The 18,115-nt window shown below is 74.1% G+C and carries 20 protein-coding genes; all 20 read right to left on the bottom strand.

Annotated features, from left to right (window positions below; genetic code table 11):
• Positions 1 to 52: 52 nt before the first annotated feature.
• Positions 53 to 1,156, bottom strand: coding sequence for a 23S rRNA (adenine(2503)-C(2))-methyltransferase RlmN (rlmN, locus tag R2737_08410; GenBank protein MEZ5116276.1), 1,104 nt, complete (start codon positions 1,154 to 1,156; stop codon positions 53 to 55).
• Between the two features lie 20 nt (positions 1,157 to 1,176).
• A complete protein-coding gene (locus R2737_08405) occupies positions 1,177 to 2,058 on the bottom strand; it encodes a phosphatidate cytidylyltransferase (GenBank protein MEZ5116275.1) in 882 nt (293 codons plus the stop codon).
• 9 nt (positions 2,059 to 2,067) lie between these two features.
• Positions 2,068 to 2,625, bottom strand: coding sequence for a ribosome recycling factor (frr, locus tag R2737_08400; GenBank protein ID MEZ5116274.1), 558 nt, complete (start codon positions 2,623 to 2,625; stop codon positions 2,068 to 2,070).
• Positions 2,622 to 3,452, bottom strand: a complete 831-nt coding sequence (gene pyrH / locus R2737_08395) for a UMP kinase (GenBank protein MEZ5116273.1) — start codon at positions 3,450 to 3,452, stop codon at positions 2,622 to 2,624. The genes frr and pyrH overlap by 4 nt, the downstream gene beginning before the upstream one ends.
• Positions 3,453 to 3,661: 209 nt before the next feature.
• The gene (tsf, locus tag R2737_08390) at positions 3,662 to 4,477 is read right to left on the bottom strand and encodes a translation elongation factor Ts (protein MEZ5116272.1); all 816 of its coding nucleotides are present in this window, start codon (positions 4,475 to 4,477) and stop codon (positions 3,662 to 3,664) included.
• 151 nt (positions 4,478 to 4,628) lie between these two features.
• The gene (gene rpsB, locus R2737_08385) at positions 4,629 to 5,564 is read right to left on the bottom strand and encodes a 30S ribosomal protein S2 (GenBank protein MEZ5116271.1); all 936 of its coding nucleotides are present in this window, start codon (positions 5,562 to 5,564) and stop codon (positions 4,629 to 4,631) included.
• 1,148 nt (positions 5,565 to 6,712) lie between these two features.
• Entirely contained in the window at positions 6,713 to 7,687 is a 975-nt protein-coding gene (gene whiG, locus R2737_08380) for an RNA polymerase sigma factor WhiG (protein ID MEZ5116270.1), read from the bottom strand.
• Positions 7,662 to 8,702 (bottom strand): tyrosine recombinase XerC, encoded by a 1,041-nt coding sequence (locus R2737_08375; protein MEZ5116269.1) that lies wholly within the window; start codon positions 8,700 to 8,702, stop codon positions 7,662 to 7,664. Before R2737_08375 ends, whiG begins: the two co-directional genes overlap by 26 nt.
• Before the next feature lie 229 nt (positions 8,703 to 8,931).
• A complete protein-coding gene (gene dprA / locus R2737_08370; protein MEZ5116268.1) occupies positions 8,932 to 10,110 on the bottom strand; it encodes a DNA-processing protein DprA in 1,179 nt (392 codons plus the stop codon).
• Positions 10,107 to 11,696: a YifB family Mg chelatase-like AAA ATPase gene (locus R2737_08365; protein MEZ5116267.1), complete on the bottom strand. Its 1,590-nt coding sequence runs from the start codon at positions 11,694 to 11,696 to the stop codon at positions 10,107 to 10,109. The genes dprA and R2737_08365 overlap by 4 nt, the downstream gene beginning before the upstream one ends.
• Before the next feature lies 1 nt (position 11,697).
• Positions 11,698 to 12,054 carry a YraN family protein gene (locus R2737_08360; GenBank protein MEZ5116266.1) on the bottom strand — a complete coding sequence of 119 codons (357 nt, stop codon included), beginning with the start codon at positions 12,052 to 12,054 and terminating at the stop codon, positions 11,698 to 11,700.
• A gap of 147 nt (positions 12,055 to 12,201) precedes the next feature.
• Positions 12,202 to 12,510, bottom strand: a complete 309-nt coding sequence (locus R2737_08355; protein MEZ5116265.1) for a DUF2469 domain-containing protein — start codon at positions 12,508 to 12,510, stop codon at positions 12,202 to 12,204.
• 28 nt (positions 12,511 to 12,538) lie between these two features.
• Positions 12,539 to 13,285, bottom strand: coding sequence for a ribonuclease HII (locus tag R2737_08350; protein ID MEZ5116264.1), 747 nt, complete (start codon positions 13,283 to 13,285; stop codon positions 12,539 to 12,541).
• Positions 13,286 to 13,311: 26 nt separating this feature from the next.
• Positions 13,312 to 14,166, bottom strand: coding sequence for a signal peptidase I (gene lepB, locus R2737_08345; GenBank protein ID MEZ5116263.1), 855 nt, complete (start codon positions 14,164 to 14,166; stop codon positions 13,312 to 13,314).
• Position 14,167: 1 nt separating this feature from the next.
• Entirely contained in the window at positions 14,168 to 14,836 is a 669-nt protein-coding gene (gene lepB, locus R2737_08340) for a signal peptidase I (GenBank protein MEZ5116262.1), read from the bottom strand.
• 105 nt (positions 14,837 to 14,941) lie between these two features.
• Positions 14,942 to 15,313 carry a 50S ribosomal protein L19 gene (gene rplS / locus R2737_08335; GenBank protein ID MEZ5116261.1) on the bottom strand — a complete coding sequence of 124 codons (372 nt, stop codon included), beginning with the start codon at positions 15,311 to 15,313 and terminating at the stop codon, positions 14,942 to 14,944.
• Positions 15,314 to 15,514: 201 nt separating this feature from the next.
• A complete protein-coding gene (gene trmD / locus R2737_08330; protein ID MEZ5116260.1) occupies positions 15,515 to 16,225 on the bottom strand; it encodes a tRNA (guanosine(37)-N1)-methyltransferase TrmD in 711 nt (236 codons plus the stop codon).
• Between the two features lies 1 nt (position 16,226).
• Complete coding sequence (rimM, locus tag R2737_08325) at positions 16,227 to 16,772, bottom strand: ribosome maturation factor RimM (GenBank protein MEZ5116259.1); 546 nt, start codon at positions 16,770 to 16,772, stop codon at positions 16,227 to 16,229.
• Positions 16,773 to 16,782: 10 nt separating this feature from the next.
• Positions 16,783 to 17,028 (bottom strand): RNA-binding protein, encoded by a 246-nt coding sequence (locus R2737_08320; protein ID MEZ5116258.1) that lies wholly within the window; start codon positions 17,026 to 17,028, stop codon positions 16,783 to 16,785.
• 2 nt (positions 17,029 to 17,030) lie between these two features.
• Positions 17,031 to 17,609 carry a 30S ribosomal protein S16 gene (gene rpsP, locus R2737_08315; GenBank protein ID MEZ5116257.1) on the bottom strand — a complete coding sequence of 193 codons (579 nt, stop codon included), beginning with the start codon at positions 17,607 to 17,609 and terminating at the stop codon, positions 17,031 to 17,033.
• Positions 17,610 to 18,115: the final 506 nt, after the last annotated feature.

Below are 18,115 nucleotides of genomic sequence, written 5' to 3'. Positions count from 1 at the left end.
GTCGCGCGACCCGCCGGGGCCGACGCGAACGTGCCAGGACCGCGCGGACCGGTCAGGTCGGGGCCGCGGCCAGCTGCCCGCAGGCTCCGTCGATCTCCCGGCCGCGCGTGTCGCGCACCGTCACCGCGACGCCCTTCGCCTCCAGGCGGCGCACGAACGTGCGCTCGTCCTCGCGCCGGGACGCGGTCCACTGCGATCCCGGTGTGGGGTTCAGCGGGATCAGGTTCACGTGCACCAGGTGTCCGCGGAGCAGGTCGCCGAGCAGGTCCGCACGCCAGGCCTGGTCGTTGACGTCGCGGATCAGCGCGTACTCGATGCTGACCCGGCGGTGGGTGCGCTCGGCGTAGTCCCAGGCCGCGTCGAGCACCTCGGCAACCTTCCAGCGGGTGTTGATGGGGACCAGGGTGTCCCTGAGCTCGTCGTCCGGTGCGTGCAGAGACACTGCCAGGGTCACCGGCAGGCCCTCCCCGGCCAGGTCGCGGATCCTCGGCACCAGCCCGACCGTGGACACCGTGATGCCGCGGGCAGACATTCCGAAGCCGGCCGGGGCCTTGTCGGTCAGCCGCCGCAGCGCGCGCACCAGCGCCCCGTAGTTGGCCAGCGGCTCGCCCATGCCCATGAACACGACGTTGCCGACGCGGCCCGGTCCCCCGGGGATCTCCCCGGCCGCCAGCGCACGGGCACCTGCCAGGACCTGCTCCACGATCTCGGCGGTCGACAGGTTGCGCGTGAGCCCCGCCTGGCCGGTCGCGCAGAACGGGCAGTTCATCCCGCAGCCGGCCTGCGAGGACACGCACATCGTGACCCGGTCGGGATAGCGCATCAGCACGCTCTCCACCAGGGCCCCGTCGAACAGCCGCCACAGCGTCTTGACGGTGGTGCCCCCGTCGCACGTGAGGTCGCGCACCGGGTCCAGCAGCGGCGGGAACAGCTCCTCGGCGACCCGACCACGCAGGTCGGCGGGCAGGTCGGTCCAGGTCGACGGTCGGTCCGACAGCCGGCCGAACCACTGCCGCGACAGCTGGTCGGCCCGGAAGCCCGGCAACCCCAGCGCCTCCACCGCCGAGCGGCGCTCTCCCGGGTCGAGGTCGACCCAGTGCCGCGGGGGCTTGGCCCGACGCGGCGCGACGAACGTCAGCTCACCGGGTTCGGGCACCCGGTCAGTGTCGCACGAGGTCAGGCCGTCCCCGGTCCGAGGAACAGCGTGAACAGCGCCCACGCCGCGAACGCGTTGGGCACCAGCGAGTCCAGCCGGTCCATCAGGCCGCCGTGGCCGGGAAGGAACGTACCCATGTCCTTCACGCCCAGGTCGCGCTTGATGGCGCTCTCGGCGAAGTCCCCGGCGGTCGCGACGACGGTCATGACCACCGCGGTCACGACGCCCTGCCACCACGGGGCGTCGAACAGGTAGACGAACACCAGGACGCCGGCGATGCACTGCGTGACGAGGGACCCGGCGAAACCCTCCCAGGACTTCTTCGGGCTCACCTGCGGGGCGATCGGGTGCTTCCCGAACAGCACGCCGGTGGCGTAGCCGCCGATGTCGTTGCAGATGGTCAGCAGGATGAAGCCGACGATCCGCTGCGGCCCGTTGTCGGCCGCCAGCATCAGCATCACGAAGCCGACCATGAACGGCAGGTAGGCCGCGACGAACACGCTGGCCGACGCGTCCCGGACGTAGTCCTGCGTCCCGCGCCGGATCCGCCAGATCAGGATCGCGACCACGGTGGCGCCGAAGACCGCCAGCTGCGCCTCGACCCCCCACAGGTATGCCGCGGCGGACCCGATGACCGCGGAGGCGTACAGCGGCGTGCGTGCCAGCCGGATCCCGCGACCGGCGAACGCACCGGTGAGCTCGGCGATGCCGATGACGATCGCCGCCGCCGCGACCACGGCGAACAGCCACTTGACCGTGAACAGGCTGACCAGGACGACCGCTCCCAGGGCGACGCCGGAGGCGATCGCGGCGGGCAGGTTGCGGCCGGCCCGCGAGGTCGCGGGCGCGGCCGTCCCGGCGTCCCCGCCGGTACGGCCCGCTGCGTCGTCGCCGTCTCCCATGGGTCGCCGTCAGACCTCGAGGAGCTCGGCTTCCTTGTGCTTCAGCATCTCGTCCACGTGGGTCACGTACGTGTGCGTGACCTCCTCGAGGTGCTTCTCCGCGCGGCGCACGTCGTCCTCGCCGGCCTCCCCGTCCTTCGCCAGCTTGTCCAGGGTGTCCTTGGCGTGGCGGCGGATGTTGCGGATCGCGACGCGGGCCTCCTCAGCCTTGTGTCGCGCCATCTTGATGTACTCCTTGCGCCGCTCCTCGGTGAGCTGCGGGAGCACGATGCGGATGATCTGGCCGTCCGTGTTGGGGTTCACCCCGAGGTCGCTGTCACGGATGGCCTTCTCGATCGCGTGCATCGACCCCTTGTCGTACGGGGTGATGATGACCATCCGGGCCTCGGGCGTCTGGAACGACGCGAGCTGGTTGATCGGCGTCTGCGTCCCGTAGTAGTCCACCGTGATCTTGTTGAACATCGCCGGCGTCGCCCGGCCGGTGCGGATCGTCGAGAAGTCCTCGCGCGCGAACGCGAGCGCCTTGTCCATCTTGTCCTCGGTCTCGAGGAGGGTCTCGTCGATCACTGCCGCTCCGATCCACCGTCGTCCGTCGTCACGATCGTCCCGATCCTCTCACCCCGCACGGCGCGGGCGATGTTGCCTTCGACGAGCAGGTTGAACACCACGATCGGCAGGTGGTTGTCCTGGCACAGCGAGATCGCCGTGGCGTCAGCGACCTTCAGCCCGCGGGCGAGGACCTCGGCGTGCGTCAGACGTTCGAACCGGTTCGCGTCGGGCACCTGTCGCGGATCCGCGTCGTAGACGCCGTCGACCCCCTTGGCCATCAGCACGACCTGGGCGCCGACCTCGAGGGCACGCTGTGCCGCGGTGGTGTCGGTGGAGAAGTAGGGGGCCCCCAAGCCGGCGCCGAAGATGACCACCCGCCCCTTCTCCAGGTGCCGGATCGCTCGGCGGGGCACGTACGGCTCGGCGACCTGGCCCATCGCGATGGCCGTCTGCACGCGGGTGTCGACGCCCTGCTTCTCCAGGAAGTCCTGCAGCGCCAGGCAGTTCATCACCGTGCCGAGCATGCCCATGTAGTCAGCCCGGGCCCGGTCCATGCCGTGCTCGGACAGCTGGGCACCGCGGAAGTAGTTGCCCCCGCCGATCACGACCGCGACCTGGGTGCCGGAGCGGACCACCTCGGCGATCTGGCGCGCGATCGAGTTCACCACGTCGGGGTCGACGCCGAGCCCACCGCCACCGGCGAACGCCTCGCCGGACAGCTTCAGCAGCACCCGGGGCCAACCCGAGTCGGGAGCCTCCTCCCAGGTCTGCCAGGTGCCCTCCAGCGCCGGCTGCACCACGGCGGAGCGGGTGGGGGTCACGCCTGAGGTCACCAGCGTCTCCACGACTCGGCAGTCTGCCCTAAGGGACGGGCCGGTGTCCGTCGACCCCCGACGTCCACCGCCCGTCCACCCCCCTGCGCTAAGGGACGGGCCGGTGTCCGTCGACCCCCGACGTCCACCGCCCGTCCACCCCCCTGCGCTAAGGGACGGGCCGGTGTCCGTCGACCCCCGACGTCCACCGGCCCGTTGTGTTGACCGTGTCCCAGGCCGAGCTACTGGCCGACCTCGAAGCGGACGAACCGGCTCACGGAGGTGCCCGCCTCGTCCAGCACGCCCTGGACCGACTTCTTCGAGTCGGTGACCGACGGCTGGTCGACCAGCACGGAGTCCTTGAAGAACCCGTTCAGGCGCCCCTCGACAATCCTCGGCAGGGCAGCCTCGGGCTTGCCCTCTTCGCGGGCCGTCGCCTCGGCGATCCGGCGCTCGTTCTCCACGACGTCGGCGGGGACCTCGTCGCGGGTCACGTACACCGGGCGCATGGCCGCCACCTGCATGGCGACGCCGCGGGCGGCGTCCTCGGAGCCCTGGTACGACACCAGCACGCCCACCTGCGGGGGCAGGTCGGAGGCGCGGCGGTGCAGGTAGACCGCGACCGGCGCATCGAGGACGGCCACCCGGCCGAGCTCGAGCTTCTCGCCGATGACGCCGGCCAGCCCCTCGATCTCCTCCTGCACGGTCTTGCCAGAGGCCAGCGACACCGACTTCAGCGCCTCGGCGTCGGCCACGCCCGCCGCCGCGGCGGCGGTGACGATCTGGTCGGCCAGGGCCTGGAAGTCGGCGTTCTTGGCGACGAAGTCGGTCTCGCAGTTCAGCTCGACCAGCGCACCGTCGTGAGCGGCCACCAGGCCGTTGGAGGCGGTGCGCTCGGCGCCCCGCTTGGCGGCCTTGGCGGCACCGGAGATGCGCAGGATCTCCACGGCCTTGTCGAAGTCGCCGTCGGCCTCCTCCAGCGCCTTCTTGCACTCCATCATCCCGGCGGCCGTGAGGTCGCGGAGCTTCTTGACGTCGGCGGCAGTGATGTTCGCCATCGGGTGTTCTCGTTTCCTTCGCTGGTCTGGCGGATCGGTTCGGGGGCCCGGGTCGGGCCGACCCGCAGCCGGTGTCGGCGTGGGACGGACGGGACGTCGGGCAGGGGGACGCGCACGGGCCGGCCCAGGGGCGGCCCGTGCGGCGGCCGGGTCAGGCCTGCGGGGTCTCCGGCGCGGCCTCGGCCACGACCTCGACGACCGCCTCGGCGACCGGCTCGGAGGCCGGGGCCTCGGCGGAGACGTCGGCGACGGCCTCCGCAGCGACGGCCTCGGTCGCGGCGACGGCGGCGTCCGCAGCCTCCGCGGCCTCGGCGCCGGCGAGCAGCTCCTTCTCCCACTCGGCCAGCGGCTCGTCCACCGCGACGCCAGCGGACTCGCCCTCGCCGTGGCCGCGGCCGGCGCGGGCCATCAGGCCCTCGGCGGCGGCGTCGGCGACCACGCGGGTCAGCAGGGCGACGGAGCGGATCGCGTCGTCGTTGCCCGGGATGGGGAAGTCGACCTCGTCCGGGTCGCAGTTGGTGTCGAGGATGGCGACGACCGGGATGCCGAGCTTGCGCGCCTCGCCGATGGCGATGTGCTCCTTCTTGGTGTCCACGATCCAGACCGCGCTCGGGACGCGGCTCATGTCACGGATACCGCCGAGGGTGCGCTCGAGCTTGTCCTTCTCGCGCTTGAGGACGAGCAGCTCCTTCTTGGTCATGCCGGAGCCGGCCACGTCGTCGAAGTCGATCTCCTCGAGCTCCTTGAGCCGCTGCAGCCGCTTGTGGACCGTCGAGAAGTTGGTGAGCATGCCGCCGAGCCAGCGCTGGTTGACGTACGGCATGCCGACGCGGGTGGCCTGCTGCGCCACAGCCTCCTGCGCCTGCTTCTTGGTGCCCACGAACAGGATCGAGCCGCCGTGCGCGACGGTCTCCTTGATGAACTCGTAGGCGCGGTCGATGTACGACAGCGACTGCTGCAGATCGATGATGTAGATGCCGTTGCGCTCGGTGAAGATGAACCGCTTCATCTTGGGGTTCCACCGGCGGGTCTGGTGACCGAAGTGGACGCCGCTCTCGAGCAGCTGCCTCATGGTGACGACGGCCATGGCCGCAGCACTCCTTCTCGTGCGACGGCGGATCGGCCGGCGCGCGTACTCGGTTCCTCGCGACGCCCGGTCGGGTCGCCGCGCCTGACGCCCGCCGGTCGCGCCCACCACCCCGGCGGACCGGGGACCGAGGGACGTGCCGCCGGGGCCGGGCCCCGGGAAGCGAGCGTGCGAAATGGGTGCACCCGAGGGCGCACCGGGGAGAAGTCTACGTCAGCGGGGGGCCCGGTCCGAAACGCGCGGTATGTCCGGTATCAGCGAGCCGGCGCTCTCGGGTCCTCGGCTATCCGTGATCGTGCGTCGGCGTCGTGCCCGGTCCGGGTGGTCGAGACGGTGCCCCCGGTCGTCCCCAGGCGGCGCCGATGCGTGCGGGCCGTCCACAGGCGCGACCGTGAGGGCTACCGCCGGCGTCGCTGCGGGAGACGGTGGCGCCGTGACGACTTTCCCGCACCGGCTCGGCCGGCCCCGGCCGCGTTTCCCGCACCGGCTCGGCCGGCCCCGGCCGCGTTACCCGCACCGGCTCGGCCGGCCCCGGCCGCGCGGATGCTCCCTCGCCGCGGTCGACCCGCGGGTCGTGATCGCCGCCGTGGCCGCCATCATCGCCGCCACGACCCTCGTCCTGGCCCCCGTGCCCTCCGCGGCAGCGCTGCCCGGACCCGCGCTGCCCGGACCCGCGCACGTCGTGGGCCCGCTTCCCGGGACACCGGATCCGGGTGGCCGTGACCTGCGCGGCCGGGCGTGGGGGTGGCCGGTCGCCGGACGGCCCCGGCTGCAGCGGCGGTTCGACCCGCCGGCTCGACCGTGGCTGTCCGGGCATCGGGGCGTCGACCTCGCGGCGGCCGTCGGCGACCCCGTCCTGTCGGCCGGGCCGGGCGTGGTCACCGTCGCCGGGGACCTGGCCGGTCGAGGGGTGGTCGTCGTGTCGCACGGGGCGCTGCGGACCACGTACGAGCCGGTGAGCCCGCAGGTCCGGGTGGGCGACACCGTGCGCCGGGGTGAGTTGCTCGGGACGATCGCCCTCGGCGCCTCGCACTGCGGGCAGTGGCCGACCTGCCTGCACTGGGGGCTGCGTCGGGGTCGGGACTACCTCGATCCGCTGCTGCTCGTGGGCGGAGGAACGGTGGTGCTGCTGCCCGGCCGAGGGGCGGTCAGACAGCCTCGGCATCCGCCAGCCGGGACCGCAGCTGCAGCACCGCCTTCGTGTGCAGCTGGCAGATGCGACTCTCGGTCACGCCCAGGACCTGCCCGATCTCCGCCAGGGTGAGGCCCTCGTAGTAGTACAGGGTCACCACGATCTTCTCCCGCTCGCCCAGACCGTTGATCGCGCGGGCGAGCATGAACTTGGTCTCCTCGGTCTCGAACGCGGCGACCGGGTCCTCGGCCCGCCGGTCCTCCAGCGTGTCCCCCAGCGTGGCGCCGTCGCCGGACTCGGACCCGTGCACGAGCTCGTCGAGCGCGACGACGTTGACGAACGACACCTGGCTGAAGATCGCCTGCAGCTCGGTCTGGCTGATCCCGAGCTCGTCGGCGACCTCGGCCTCGGTCGGGGTCCGCTGCAGCCGCCCCTCCAGGGTGGCGTACGCCTTCTCGACGTCGCGGGCCTTGGACCGCACCGACCGCGGGATCCAGTCCAGCGAGCGCAACTCGTCGATGATGGCGCCGCGGATCCTGCTGATGGCATACGTCTCGAACTTGTTGCCTCGTTCGAGGTCGTACTTCTCGATCGCGTCGATGAGGCCGAAGATGCCGTACGACACCAGGTCGGCCTGCTCCACGTTGGGCGGCAGGCCGACGCCCACGCGACCGGCGACGTACTTCACCAGCGGTGAGTAGTGCAGGATGAGCCGCTCGCGCAGGTCGGAGTCCGCGGTGTCCTTGTAGTCGCCCCACAGCCGGCGCAGTGCCTCTTCGGCACGACGGGTGTCCGCCTCGGCCTCCTCCGCCTCGGGCGTGGGGGCCACCTGCTCTGGGACGACATCGTCCCGGGCGGCGCTCACGCTCGCGTCGGCGACGCGGGCACCGCCGACGGCACCCTCGGCGGCTCCGCCGGACCCGACCTCCAGGCGAGGTCGCTCCACCGCCGCGGCGACGGCGTCGTCAGGCCCGCGGGTGCGCCTGCTCATAGGTGGACCTCAGTCGTTCGACGGACACGTGGGTATAGATCTGGGTCGTGGCGAGCGTAGCGTGCCCCAGCAGCTCCTGAACCGAGCGCAGGTCCGCGCCGCCCTCCAGCACGTGGGTGGCCGCGGAGTGCCGCAGGCCGTGCGGGCCGATGTCCGCGGCCCCGTCGACGTGCGAGACCAAGCGGTGCACGACGGCGCGGGCGGTCCGCGGGTCCAGCCGGCCGCCGCGTGCTCCCAGCAGCAGCGCCGTCCCGCTGCGCGGACCCGCCAGCGCGGGGCGCCCGGACCCCAGCCAGTCGTCGAGGGCGCGCTGCGCGGGGACGCCGTACGGCACCACCCGCTCCTTGGCGCCCTTGCCGAGGACGCGCACGGTACGGCGCGCGGGGTCCACGTCGCCGAGGTCGAGCCCGCAGAGCTCCGACACCCGGATTCCAGTCGCGTAGAGCAGCTCCACCACCGCCCGGTCGCGAAGCCCGAGCGGAGACCCGTCGTCGGCGGCCACCGCGGCCAGGTCCATCAGGCGGGTGGCCTCGTCGGCACTGAGCACCGACGGCAGCACCCGGCGGACGCGGGGACTGGCCAGCCGTTCCCCCGGGTCGGTGGTGATCAGGCCCGTGCGCCGCGCCCAGGCCGTGAACGATCGAGCGGCCGCAGCCCGGCGGGCCATCGTCGCCCGGGACATCCCCGCGGCGTCCTGACGTGCCAGCCACGAGCGCAGCACTGCGAGGTCGAGGTCGACCGGGTCCTCGCAGCCCACCTCGGCCGCGTGCGCCAGCAGCGAGTCGACGTCCCCGAGGTAGGCACGCACGGTGTGGGCGCTGCGCGCCCGCTGGTCCCGCAGGTAGGACCCGAACCCCGACCGGGCTGCGGTCAGGGCGCCCGGGAGGACCGGTACCTCCTCATCGGCTGCCGCGGCTCCGTCCGCCCGACGAGCCGCCGGCGCCACGGTCCCTCGTACCGCGGCCCCGCGGGCCCCGTTCGCCCGGGCCCTGTCGGCGTCGTCCACGTCGGCCACCGGTCCATCGTGCGCGAGGGACCGGCCGGGGTCACGCAGCGCGGCCCTCGGCGCGTCCCCGTCACGCCGCCGCGCTCCCCGACGCCCCTGACCGACGGGGCCACCTCTCCGGGACGGAATGAGTGGTGGCGTCGCTTGCGAGGCCTGAATCGGCCGCGAAGCAACGTGGGGACTCATTCCGTCGGCGAGGCAGGGCCCGCGTGGCGGGCCACTCGGGCCGCCACTGACCTCAGGGCGCCGGGGCTTCCGACGCCGAGGTCGAGGTCCGCGCCAGCGGCGTGAGGGTCCAACCGTCGTCGGCGCGGACCACCAGGCCCAAGGCCTCCAGCAGCCCGAGCGAGGCCACCACCTCACCCACCGGGCAGCCGCTGTCCGTGGCCAGCGGCTCCACCCCGACCGGGGCGCGGGCGGGGAAGGCGTCGAGTACCCGGCACTCCCGGCGTGCCAGGCCGTCCCGGGGGTGAGTCGCTCCGCGCCGCACCGGGCCGCCCCACGTCAACGGCCCCATCGACGTCAGTACGTCGTCGCTGTCACCCACCAGCACCGCACCCTCACGGATCAGCTCGTGCACGCCGGCCGACATCGCCGAGGTCACCGGCCCGGGAACGCCCATCACCACCCGGCCGAGGTCGCGTGCCGTCCCCGCGGTGTTGCGGGCCCCGGACCGCAGGGCCGCCTCCACGACGACGGTCCCCCGGGCCAGCGCGGCGATGATCCGGTTGCGGCTGAGGAACCGGTGCCGCAGCGGCCCGACGCCCGGCGGCACCTCGCTGACCAGCGCGCCGTCGTCGGCGATCCGCGCGAGCAGCGCCTCGTGCGCGCGGGGGTAGGCCACGTCGATCCCGCAGGCGAGGACGCAGACCGTGGGACCGTCCACCGCCAGCGCGCCGCGGTGCGCGGCCGCGTCGACCCCGAACGCGCCGCCGGAGACGACCGCGACCCCGCGCGACGCCAGACCGGACCCGAGGTCCTGGGCCACCCGCACGCCGTACGGGGTCGCGGCGCGAGCCCCCACGACCGCCACGGACCCGAGCGCAGACAGCCGCAGCGAGGCCGCGCCCAACTGGTACAGCAGCAGCGGCGTCGCGGCGCCGAGGTCGTCGAGCTGGGTCGGCCACTCCGTCGACCCGGGGACCACGACCCGCGCTCCCAGGACGGACACCCGAGCGAGATCGGCCTCGGCTGCGTCCCGCACCCGATCCCGGGCGCGTAGCTGCCCTCGGCGCCGCAGCACGCGGTCCAGCGCCGCGACCGAACCGTGCTCACGGACCAGCGCCCCGACCCCCGGGTCGCCCGGCTCGGCCAGCCTCCCGAGGGCCACCCGTGCCAGCAGGTCCTCCCGGTCTGCGCCGGGCATGCCGACGGTCATGGCCGCGCCGGTCACGCCGCCACTGACCCCGCCGGTCACGCCGCGGCCCCGGACGCGTCCGGACCACGCAGCCCGAGCGCCGTGGCCACATCGTCCGGCCCCGGGCGGCCTCGTCCGGCCAGGTCCGCCAGCGTCCAGGCCACCCGCAGCGCGCGGTCGGCCCCGCGCAGCGAGAGCGTCCCCCGCGCCAGCGCCCGCTCCAGCACCCGGTGCGCCGTCGGCTCCGGCGTCCACCGGGTCCGCAGCGCCCGGGCGGGCACCTCGGCATTGGTCCGCCACGGCGTCCCGACCAGCCGACGCACGGCCCGCTCGCGCGCCGCGCACACCCGGTCGCGGACAGCGGCGGAGCCCTCCGGCTGCCGGTCGGCGTCCAGGTCCACCGGCCCCGGGCGGCGCACGACCACCCGCAGGTCGATCCGGTCCAACAGGGGGCCGGACAGCTTGGCGGCATACCTGCGGCGCGCCATCGCCGTACAACTGCAGTCGTCGCCGCGCTCGCTGCGCGCGCCGCACGGGCACGGGTTGGCGGCGAGCACCAGTTGGAAGCGCGCGGGGAACCGGACGACGTGGCCGGACCGGGCCACCGTGATGGTCCCGGACTCCAGCGGCTGGCGTAGCGCCTCCAGCACCGCCCGGTCGAACTCGGGCGCCTCGTCCAGGAACAGCACCCCCCGGTGAGCCAGGGACACCAGGCCGGCCCGGATCGCCGACCCGGAGCCACCCCCGATCAGCGCGACCGGTGACGCCGTGTGGTGCGGCGCCTCGAACGGCGGCCGGCGGACCAACCCGGCGCCGGGGTCCAGCCGCCCGGCGACCGAGCGCAACGCCGTCACCTCCAGCGCCGCCGCGTCGTCGAGATCGGGCAGCAACCCGGGCAAGCGCTCTGCGAGCAGTGTCTTGCCGACCCCCGGCGGCCCGGCCAGGGACAGGTGGTGACCCCCTGCGGCTGCGATCTCCAGCGCGCGGCGGGCGGCGCCCTGGCCTCGCACGTCCGCCAGGTCCGGGCCGCGCCCGTCGGCCAGCTCCGGATCGTCACCGCGGCCGGGGTCAGCCGCCCCGCCCCGGTCCGGCCCGGGTCCGTCGTCACTCTCCCCGAGCGCGGCCCCGACGGCCTCCCCCCGCAGCACGGCGCACAGGTGGCGCAGCGTCCGGACGCCGACCACCTCCACCCCGGGCACCAGCCCCGCCTCCGCCAGGTTCCCGGCCGGCACCACCAGCCGGTCCCGGCCGGCCCGGTGCGCCGCGACCGCGGCCACCACGGCACCGCGCACCGGGCGGACCCGCCCGTCCAGGCCGAGCTCGCCCACCATCACGCACCGCTCGGCGGCGGCAGCCGGGACCTGCCCCGTCGCGGCCAGCACCGCCACCGCGATCCCGAGGTCCAGCCCGCTCCCCCGCTTGTGCAGGGCCGCGGGCGACAGGCCCACGGTGATCCGGGTTCCCGGCCACTCCGCCCCGCTGCTGAGCACGGCCGTGCGGGCCCGGTCACGCGCTTCTCCGACCGCGGTATCCGGGAGTCCGACGATCGTCATGCCCGGCAGTCCCTGGCCGACGTGCGCCTCGATCTCGACCAGGTGCCCCTCGACCCCGAGCACCACCACGCCGGTGGTGCGGGCCAGCTTCACCTCAGGCCACCCCGCGCAGGTGCTCCACGACCGCACCCCCGCGGTGCGGCTGCAGGATCCCGACCACGTCGAACCGGATCTCACGCGGGTGGACCCCGCGCTCCTCGATCCACCGCAGCGCCAGGCGGCGCAGCCTGCGCACCTTCCGCGCGGTGACCGCGGCGGTGGGGCCGCCGTACTCGGTGCCCCGGCGCGTCTTCACCTCGCACACGACGAGCACGTCGCCGTCGCGCGCGACGATGTCGATCTCCCCGGCCTCACAGCGCCAGTTGCGCTCGAGCACCACCAGCCCGCACTCCTGCAGGTGCCGGGCGGCGACGTCCTCGCCGTAGCGGCCCAGTGCGTCCGTCCCCCTCATGGCGACCACCTCCGCGGAGGAGCGTCGTCGCCGACATGGGGCCCGCGCCAGAGGCCCGGGAGGGACTGTGGATGACCCCGGCACGAGCGCAGGCAGCTGTGGACAGCCGTCGCGCTCGGGCGTTCGCGGAGCCGCCCTCTGCCGGAGCTACTCGGGGACCTGCAGGTCGGACTTCGCGAGCTCCTCCACGTTGACGTCCTTGAACGTGAGCACTCGCACCCGCTTGACGAAGCGCGCCGGCCGGTACATGTCCCACACCCAGGCGTCGCTCATCCGGACCTCGACGTACAGCTCGCCGTTGTCGGCGGTGCGCGGGTGGACCTCGACGGAGTTCGCCAGGTAGAAGCGCCGCTCGGTCTCGACGACGTACGAGAACAGGCCCACCACGTCGCGGTACTCCCGGTAGAGCTGCAGCTCCATCTCGGTCTCGTACCGCTCGAGGTCCTCCGCACTCATCGGTGCGCACCTCCGCAGGTCGTCGGACTCACGCGCTCACCCGCTCCCGGTCGCCGGACCGGCCGGTCGTCGGATCGCCCAGCCCCGGCAGGCTCCAGGACCGGCGGTGCTCCTCGCACGGACCGTGCCGCCGCAGCGCCTCGAGGTGCTCCGGGGCGGCGTACGCCTTGTTGTCGTCCCAGCGGTACTGCGGGTAGCGCCGGGCCAGGTCGCGCACCGCGGCGTCCCGCTCGGTCTTCGCCAGGACGCTCGCCGCCGCCACCGACGAGCAGACCAGGTCGGCCTTGACCCGGGTGACCACCGGCGGGGCGACGAGCACGCCCGGCCAGGGAGCCCCGTCGCCCTCGTCGTCCGCGGGCCCGAACAGCGCCTCCTGCTCCGGGTGCGGGGCGGGGCGGGTCAGCCAGTCGTGGCTGCCGTCGAGCAGCACGACCGTCGGCAGCACCGGAAGTGCCGCCAGCGCGCGCTCCCCCGCCAGCCGCAGCGCCCGGATGATCCCCCAGGCGTCGATCTCCGCCGCGGACGCGTGACCCACCGCCGAGGCCACCGCCCAGCGCCGGACCCGCGGCGCGAGGGCCTCCCGGGCCGCCGGGGTCAGCAGCTTGCTGTCGCGCAGGCCCGCGGGCGCGGTGCGCGAGCCGGGGTCGACCAGGACCACGCCCACCGAGACCGGTCCGCCGAGGGCGCCGCGACCCACCTCGTCCATGCCGGCCACCAGCGCCGCGCCCTCCCGCATCAGCGTCCGCTCGACGCGCAGCGTGGGGGCGGTGCTCACGGACGACAGCCTAGGACGCGAGGTGCCTAGGACGGCGCTGCCGGCGACGGCTCCTGGCTCGTGTCCGACCCGACGCCCTGACGGTCCAGCGCCGGGTTGCCGTAGATGTCCGGGATCGTGACGGTGGAGAACCGGCTGAACGGCCACACGACCAGGAACACCCGGCCGACGACCTGGTCGGTGGGGACCGCCCCGTTGTCCACCTCGAGGTGGTAGCGGGAGTCGCGCGAGTCGCCTCGGTTGTCCCCCATCACGAACATCGAGTCCGCGGGCACGACCACGTCGAAGCGGACCTGGTCGGTGCCGCCGCCGGGCTTGAGGTACGTCTCGTCCAGCGGTACTCCGTTGAGCACGATGCGCCCCTGGGCGTCACAGCACTGGACCCGGTCGCCGCCGATCCCGATGACACGCTTGACCAGGTCCTGGCCGGTGTCGGTGGGCAGCAGCCCGACGAACTCCAGTGCGGAGCGGATCGCCCCCGACACCCCGCCGGGCTTCGGCGGCGGGGGCGGCAGCCAGCCGCCGGGGTCGCGGAACACGACCACCTCCCCGCGGTGCACGCCGGTGAACCGGGTTGTGATCTTGCTGGCGAGGATCCGGTCGTCGGGCAGGAGGGTGTTCTCCATGGACGCGGACGGCACGAAGAACGCCTGCACCAGGAACAGCCGGACGACCACCGACAGCACCAGCGCGGCGACGACCACGATGCCGAGCTCGCGCAGCGCCGCACCCCAGCCGGAGCGCTCACGCTCCGCGCGGTGCCGGCCGTGGGCGGCATCGTCGGTTGTGGCGGTGGACGCGGTCACGTCGGACGACTCCCCCGGGACGGGGCGGGCGGGTCGGTCGGCCGCCTCCTCGTCGGGGCGTACCGGCTCGGCCACGTCAGCCCGTCCCGGCCAGCGCGGGCTGCTCGAACGTCGCGGGGATCTCCAGGACCTGCGCGTGGTCGAACGGCCAGACCACCACGAAGGCCCGGCCGAGGACCCGGTCGACCGGGACGAACCCGCCGCCCGGGTCGCCCTGGTGGGCCCGGGAGTCCGAGGACGCCGAGCGGTGGTCACCCATGACCCACAGTTTGCCCTCCGGCACCACCACGTCGAACGCTTCGTCGCTGGGCGAGTCGCCGGGGTACAGGTAGCCGCCCTCGTCGAGCGGCACGCCGTTGACGGTGATGCGGCCCTCGGCGTCGCAGCAGGTGACACGGTCGCCGGCCACCCCGATGACCCGCTTGATGAAGTCGCGCTCGTCCGGCGGAGCGACCCCGATCGCGCGACCGAGCTCCTGCAGGACCGCGCTCACCGGGTTGCTCGGCTCCGCCACCGTGATCTCCGGGGTGAACGAGTCCACCCCGTTGAACACCACGATGTCGCCGCGCTCGATCGGCCGGAACCGGTAGACGAGCTTGTTGACGAAGACCCGGTCCCCGATCTGGAGGGTGTCCTCCATGGACCCGGACGGGATGTAGAACGCCTGGACCAGGAACGCCTTCACCAGGAACGCCAGGCCGAAGGCGACGAGCAGCAGTAGCGGCAGCTCGAGCCAGAACGGCATGCGCGAACGCGCTCGCCGACCAGCCTGGGGCACGACCTCGTCGTCCACCGGCGGCGTGTCCACGGGCGAATCGGTGCGTCTGCGGGCGGCGGAGCGCCGACCCGATCAGGCCTCGGCGGTCTCGGCCTTCGGGGTCTCGCGCTTCTCCTTGATCTTGGCGGCCTTGCCGCGCAGGTCGCGCAGGTAGTACAGCTTCGCGCGGCGCACGTCGCCGCGGCTGACCAGCTCGACCTTCTCGATGATCGGCGAGTGCACCGGGAAGGTGCGCTCGACGCCGACGCCGAAGCTGACCTTGCGGACGGTGAACGTCTCGCGCACGCCGCCACCGGACCGGCGGATCACGACGCCCTGGAAGACCTGGATGCGGGAGCGGTTGCCCTCCACCACCTTGACGTGCACCTTCACGGTGTCACCGGGGCGGAAGTCGGGGATGTCGGAGCGCAGGGAGGCTGCGTCGACGGAGTCGAGGGTGTGCATGTCCAGGTCGCTTCCTGCAGGCGCCACAGGTCGCCCACGGTCGGGTCGGTGTCGTGCGTACGTGGTGCGGGGCCGGGCGGGCGGGCGCTTCCCCCTGTGGCAGGGGCGCCGGCGGTGTTCGCCGCAGCCGAGTCAGTGTGCCACAGCGGGCCGGTACGGACGAAACCGCGCGGGGCGGCGCGCGGCACTGGTGGAGCCGGGTCAGCCGTCGCCGGCCAGGTCCGGGCGGTGCCGGGCCGTGCGGTCCAGGGCCCGCTCGCGACGCCACTGCGCGATGCGGCCGTGGTGGCCGGACATGAGCACGTCGGGGACCTCGTACCCGCGCCAGACCGGCGGCTTGGTGTAGACCGGCCCCTCGACCAGCGCAGCCATCTCACCCTCGGCGAAGGAGTCGTCCGCGACGCTCTCGGCGTTGCCGAGCACGCCCGGCACCAGCCGCGCCACCGCCTCGACGACGACCAGCGCCGCGGCCTCGCCCCCGGCGAGCACGTAGTCGCCGATCGAGACCTCGTCGACGCGGACACGGGTGCGGTAGTGGTCAACCACCCGTTGGTCGATGCCCTCGTACCGGCCGCAGGCGAGCACCAGCCAGGGGATCGCGGCGTACGCGGTGGCGGTGCGCTGGGTGAACGGGACGCCGGACGGGGTGGGGACGATGAGGACCGGCTCGCGCCCCGGCTGCGCCTCGGCGAGGAGCTGGTCCAGCACCTCGCCCCACGGCTCGGGCCGCATGACCATGCCCGGGCCGCCGCCGTAGGGAGTGTCGTCGACGGTGCGGTGGCGGTCGTGGGTGTGGTCGCGCAGGTCGTGCACCCGGATGTCGAGCAGTCCGTCGGCGCGGGCCTTGCCGACCAGCGACAGGTCCAGCGGGCGCAGGTAGTCGGGGAAGATCGTGACGACGTCGATGCGCACGTCAGGCCTCCCCGGCGTCCTGGGGGCCGGAGTCCGCCGGTGACAGCAGTCCGCCGGGCGGGTCGACCAGCAGGGTGCGGGCCGCCAGGTCGACCTCGGGGACGATCGCCGACACGAACGGCACCAGGGCCTCACCGCCGCCATCGAGTCGTACGGCCAGCAGGTCCTGAGCGGGTAGGTGGACGACTTCGGTGACCTCGCCGACCCGGGCGCGGTCGGGCAGCGCGTGGACGGAGAGGCCCACCAGTTGGTGGTCGTAGAACTCGTCGGGGTCGTCCGGGCGCTCGGCCGGGTCGCGCTCGGCCTCGAGCAGGACCCCGCGCAGCCCCTCGGCCGCGGTGCGGTCACCGACCCCGGCGAACGTCAGCAGCGGGCGGCCGGCGTGCCAGCGGACGGCCGCGACGGTGAGGGGACCGGCGGCCGCGGGGTCGGTGTGGAGCACCGACCCCGCGGCGAAGTGCACGTCCGGGTCGTCCGTACGCGGCTCGACCGTCACCTCGCCGCGCAGGCCGTGGGCCCGCCCGACGCGGCCGACGACGACCCGCATCGCGGGTCCGTCAGCGCTCGTTCAGGTCGAGGAAGTCGATCCGGACCGCGCGGCCCTGGGCCAGCGCGCCGAGCACGGTGCGCAGGGCCGTGGCAGTACGGCCGGACCGACCGATGACCCGGCCCATGTCGTCGGGGTTGACCCGGACCTCGAGCGTGCGGCCCCGACGGTTGTGCTGCGGACGGGTGCGCACCCGGACGTCGTCCGGGTGCTCCACGATCCCGCGCACGAGGTGCTCGAGCGCCTCCTCGAGCACCGTCAGGCCTCGGAGGACTCGGCGGACTCGGCGGCGGCCTCGTCAGCGGCGGCCTCGGCGACCGCCGCCTCGGCGACGACCTCCTCGGCGGCCTGCTCGACGACGGCCTCGGCCTCGGTCATGGCCTCGACGCCGGCGGTCTCCTCGGCCTGCTGGGTCGCGGCGGCCTCGAGGTCGGCCTCCTCGGCCTTGGCGACGCGCTTGGCCTTCGGGGTGGTCGCCTCGGTGGCCGGCTCGTCCGCGGCCTCCTTGGCGGCGGCCTCGTACAGGGCCTTGCGGTCCGGCTTGGCGGCGGGCATCTGCAGGGTGCCCTCGGCGCCCGGGAGGCCCTTGAACTTCTGCCAGTCGCCGGTCACCTTGAGGATCGCGGTCACCGACTCGGTCGGCTGGGCGCCGACGCCGAGCCAGTACTGCACCCGCTCGGAGTCCACCTGGATGAGGCTGGGCTGCTCCATCGGGTGGTACAGGCCGATCTCCTCGATCGCGCGACCGTCCCGCTTGGTGCGGGAGTCGGCGACGACGATGCGGTACTGGGGCTGGCGGATCTTGCCGAGCCGCTTGAGCTTGATCTTGACTGCCACGGGTGGTGCTTCTCCTACCGGTCAGGGGGGTGGGCGCACGGCAGCCGCGTGGGGGTGCGGTGCCAGGTGCCCGGCGGACTCGGTTCCGGGGGGTGAGAGGGCCCCGTCGGCGCCGGTTCGACCGCGTCATTGTGCCAGAGCCCACGCTCACCCCGGAAACCCGCGCTCCACCGCGCTCCCACGCCCCCCTGGTGGAACGTACGACCAGCCTCTCGGCCGCTGGAGCTGGCCGGGCGTTCCACCGGCGGGGACGTACGAGGAGGACGGGGTTGGTGGGGCGGGAGGTGCCGGCGAGCGACCGCAGACCGGAGCCCCGGGGCGGGCCGCAGACCGGAGCCCCGGGGCGGGCCGCAGACCGGAGCCCGGGGCGGGCCGCAGACCGGAGCCCCGGGGCGGGCCGCAGACCGGAGCCCCGGGGCGGGCCGCAGACCGGAGCCCCGGGGCGGGCCGCAGACCGGAGCCCCGGGGCGGGCCGCAGGGCCGGACGGAGTGGGCCGCGGCGCCGT

It is taken from the genome of Candidatus Nanopelagicales bacterium (genome assembly GCA_041393815.1).
Taxonomy (GTDB): domain Bacteria; phylum Actinomycetota; class Actinomycetes; order S36-B12; family JAWKJK01; genus JAWKJK01.
The sequence above is the reverse complement of the archived record's forward strand: the minus strand, read 5'-3'. Positions and strand labels throughout refer to the sequence as shown.

What these genes read in the sequence shown, in the direction of transcription:
- rpsB (MEZ5116271.1), bottom strand. Translation starts at nt 5,564, where the DNA reads ATGGCCGTCGTCACCATGAGGCAGCTGCTCGAGAGCGGCGTCCACTTC.
- tsf (MEZ5116272.1), bottom strand. Translation starts at nt 4,477, where the DNA reads ATGGCGAACATCACTGCCGCCGACGTCAAGAAGCTCCGCGACCTCACG.
- rplS (MEZ5116261.1), bottom strand. Translation starts at nt 15,313, where the DNA reads ATGCACACCCTCGACTCCGTCGACGCAGCCTCCCTGCGCTCCGACATC.
- rimM (MEZ5116259.1), bottom strand. Translation starts at nt 16,772, where the DNA reads ATGCGGGTCGTCGTCGGCCGCGTCGGGCGGGCCCACGGCCTGCGCGGC.
- R2737_08360 (MEZ5116266.1), bottom strand. Translation starts at nt 12,054, where the DNA reads ATGAGGGGGACGGACGCACTGGGCCGCTACGGCGAGGACGTCGCCGCC.
- R2737_08405 (MEZ5116275.1), bottom strand. Translation starts at nt 2,058, where the DNA reads ATGGGAGACGGCGACGACGCAGCGGGCCGTACCGGCGGGGACGCCGGG.
- lepB (MEZ5116262.1), bottom strand. Translation starts at nt 14,836, where the DNA reads ATGCCGTTCTGGCTCGAGCTGCCGCTACTGCTGCTCGTCGCCTTCGGC.
- R2737_08355 (MEZ5116265.1), bottom strand. Translation starts at nt 12,510, where the DNA reads ATGAGTGCGGAGGACCTCGAGCGGTACGAGACCGAGATGGAGCTGCAG.
- whiG (MEZ5116270.1), bottom strand. Translation starts at nt 7,687, where the DNA reads ATGAGCAGGCGCACCCGCGGGCCTGACGACGCCGTCGCCGCGGCGGTG.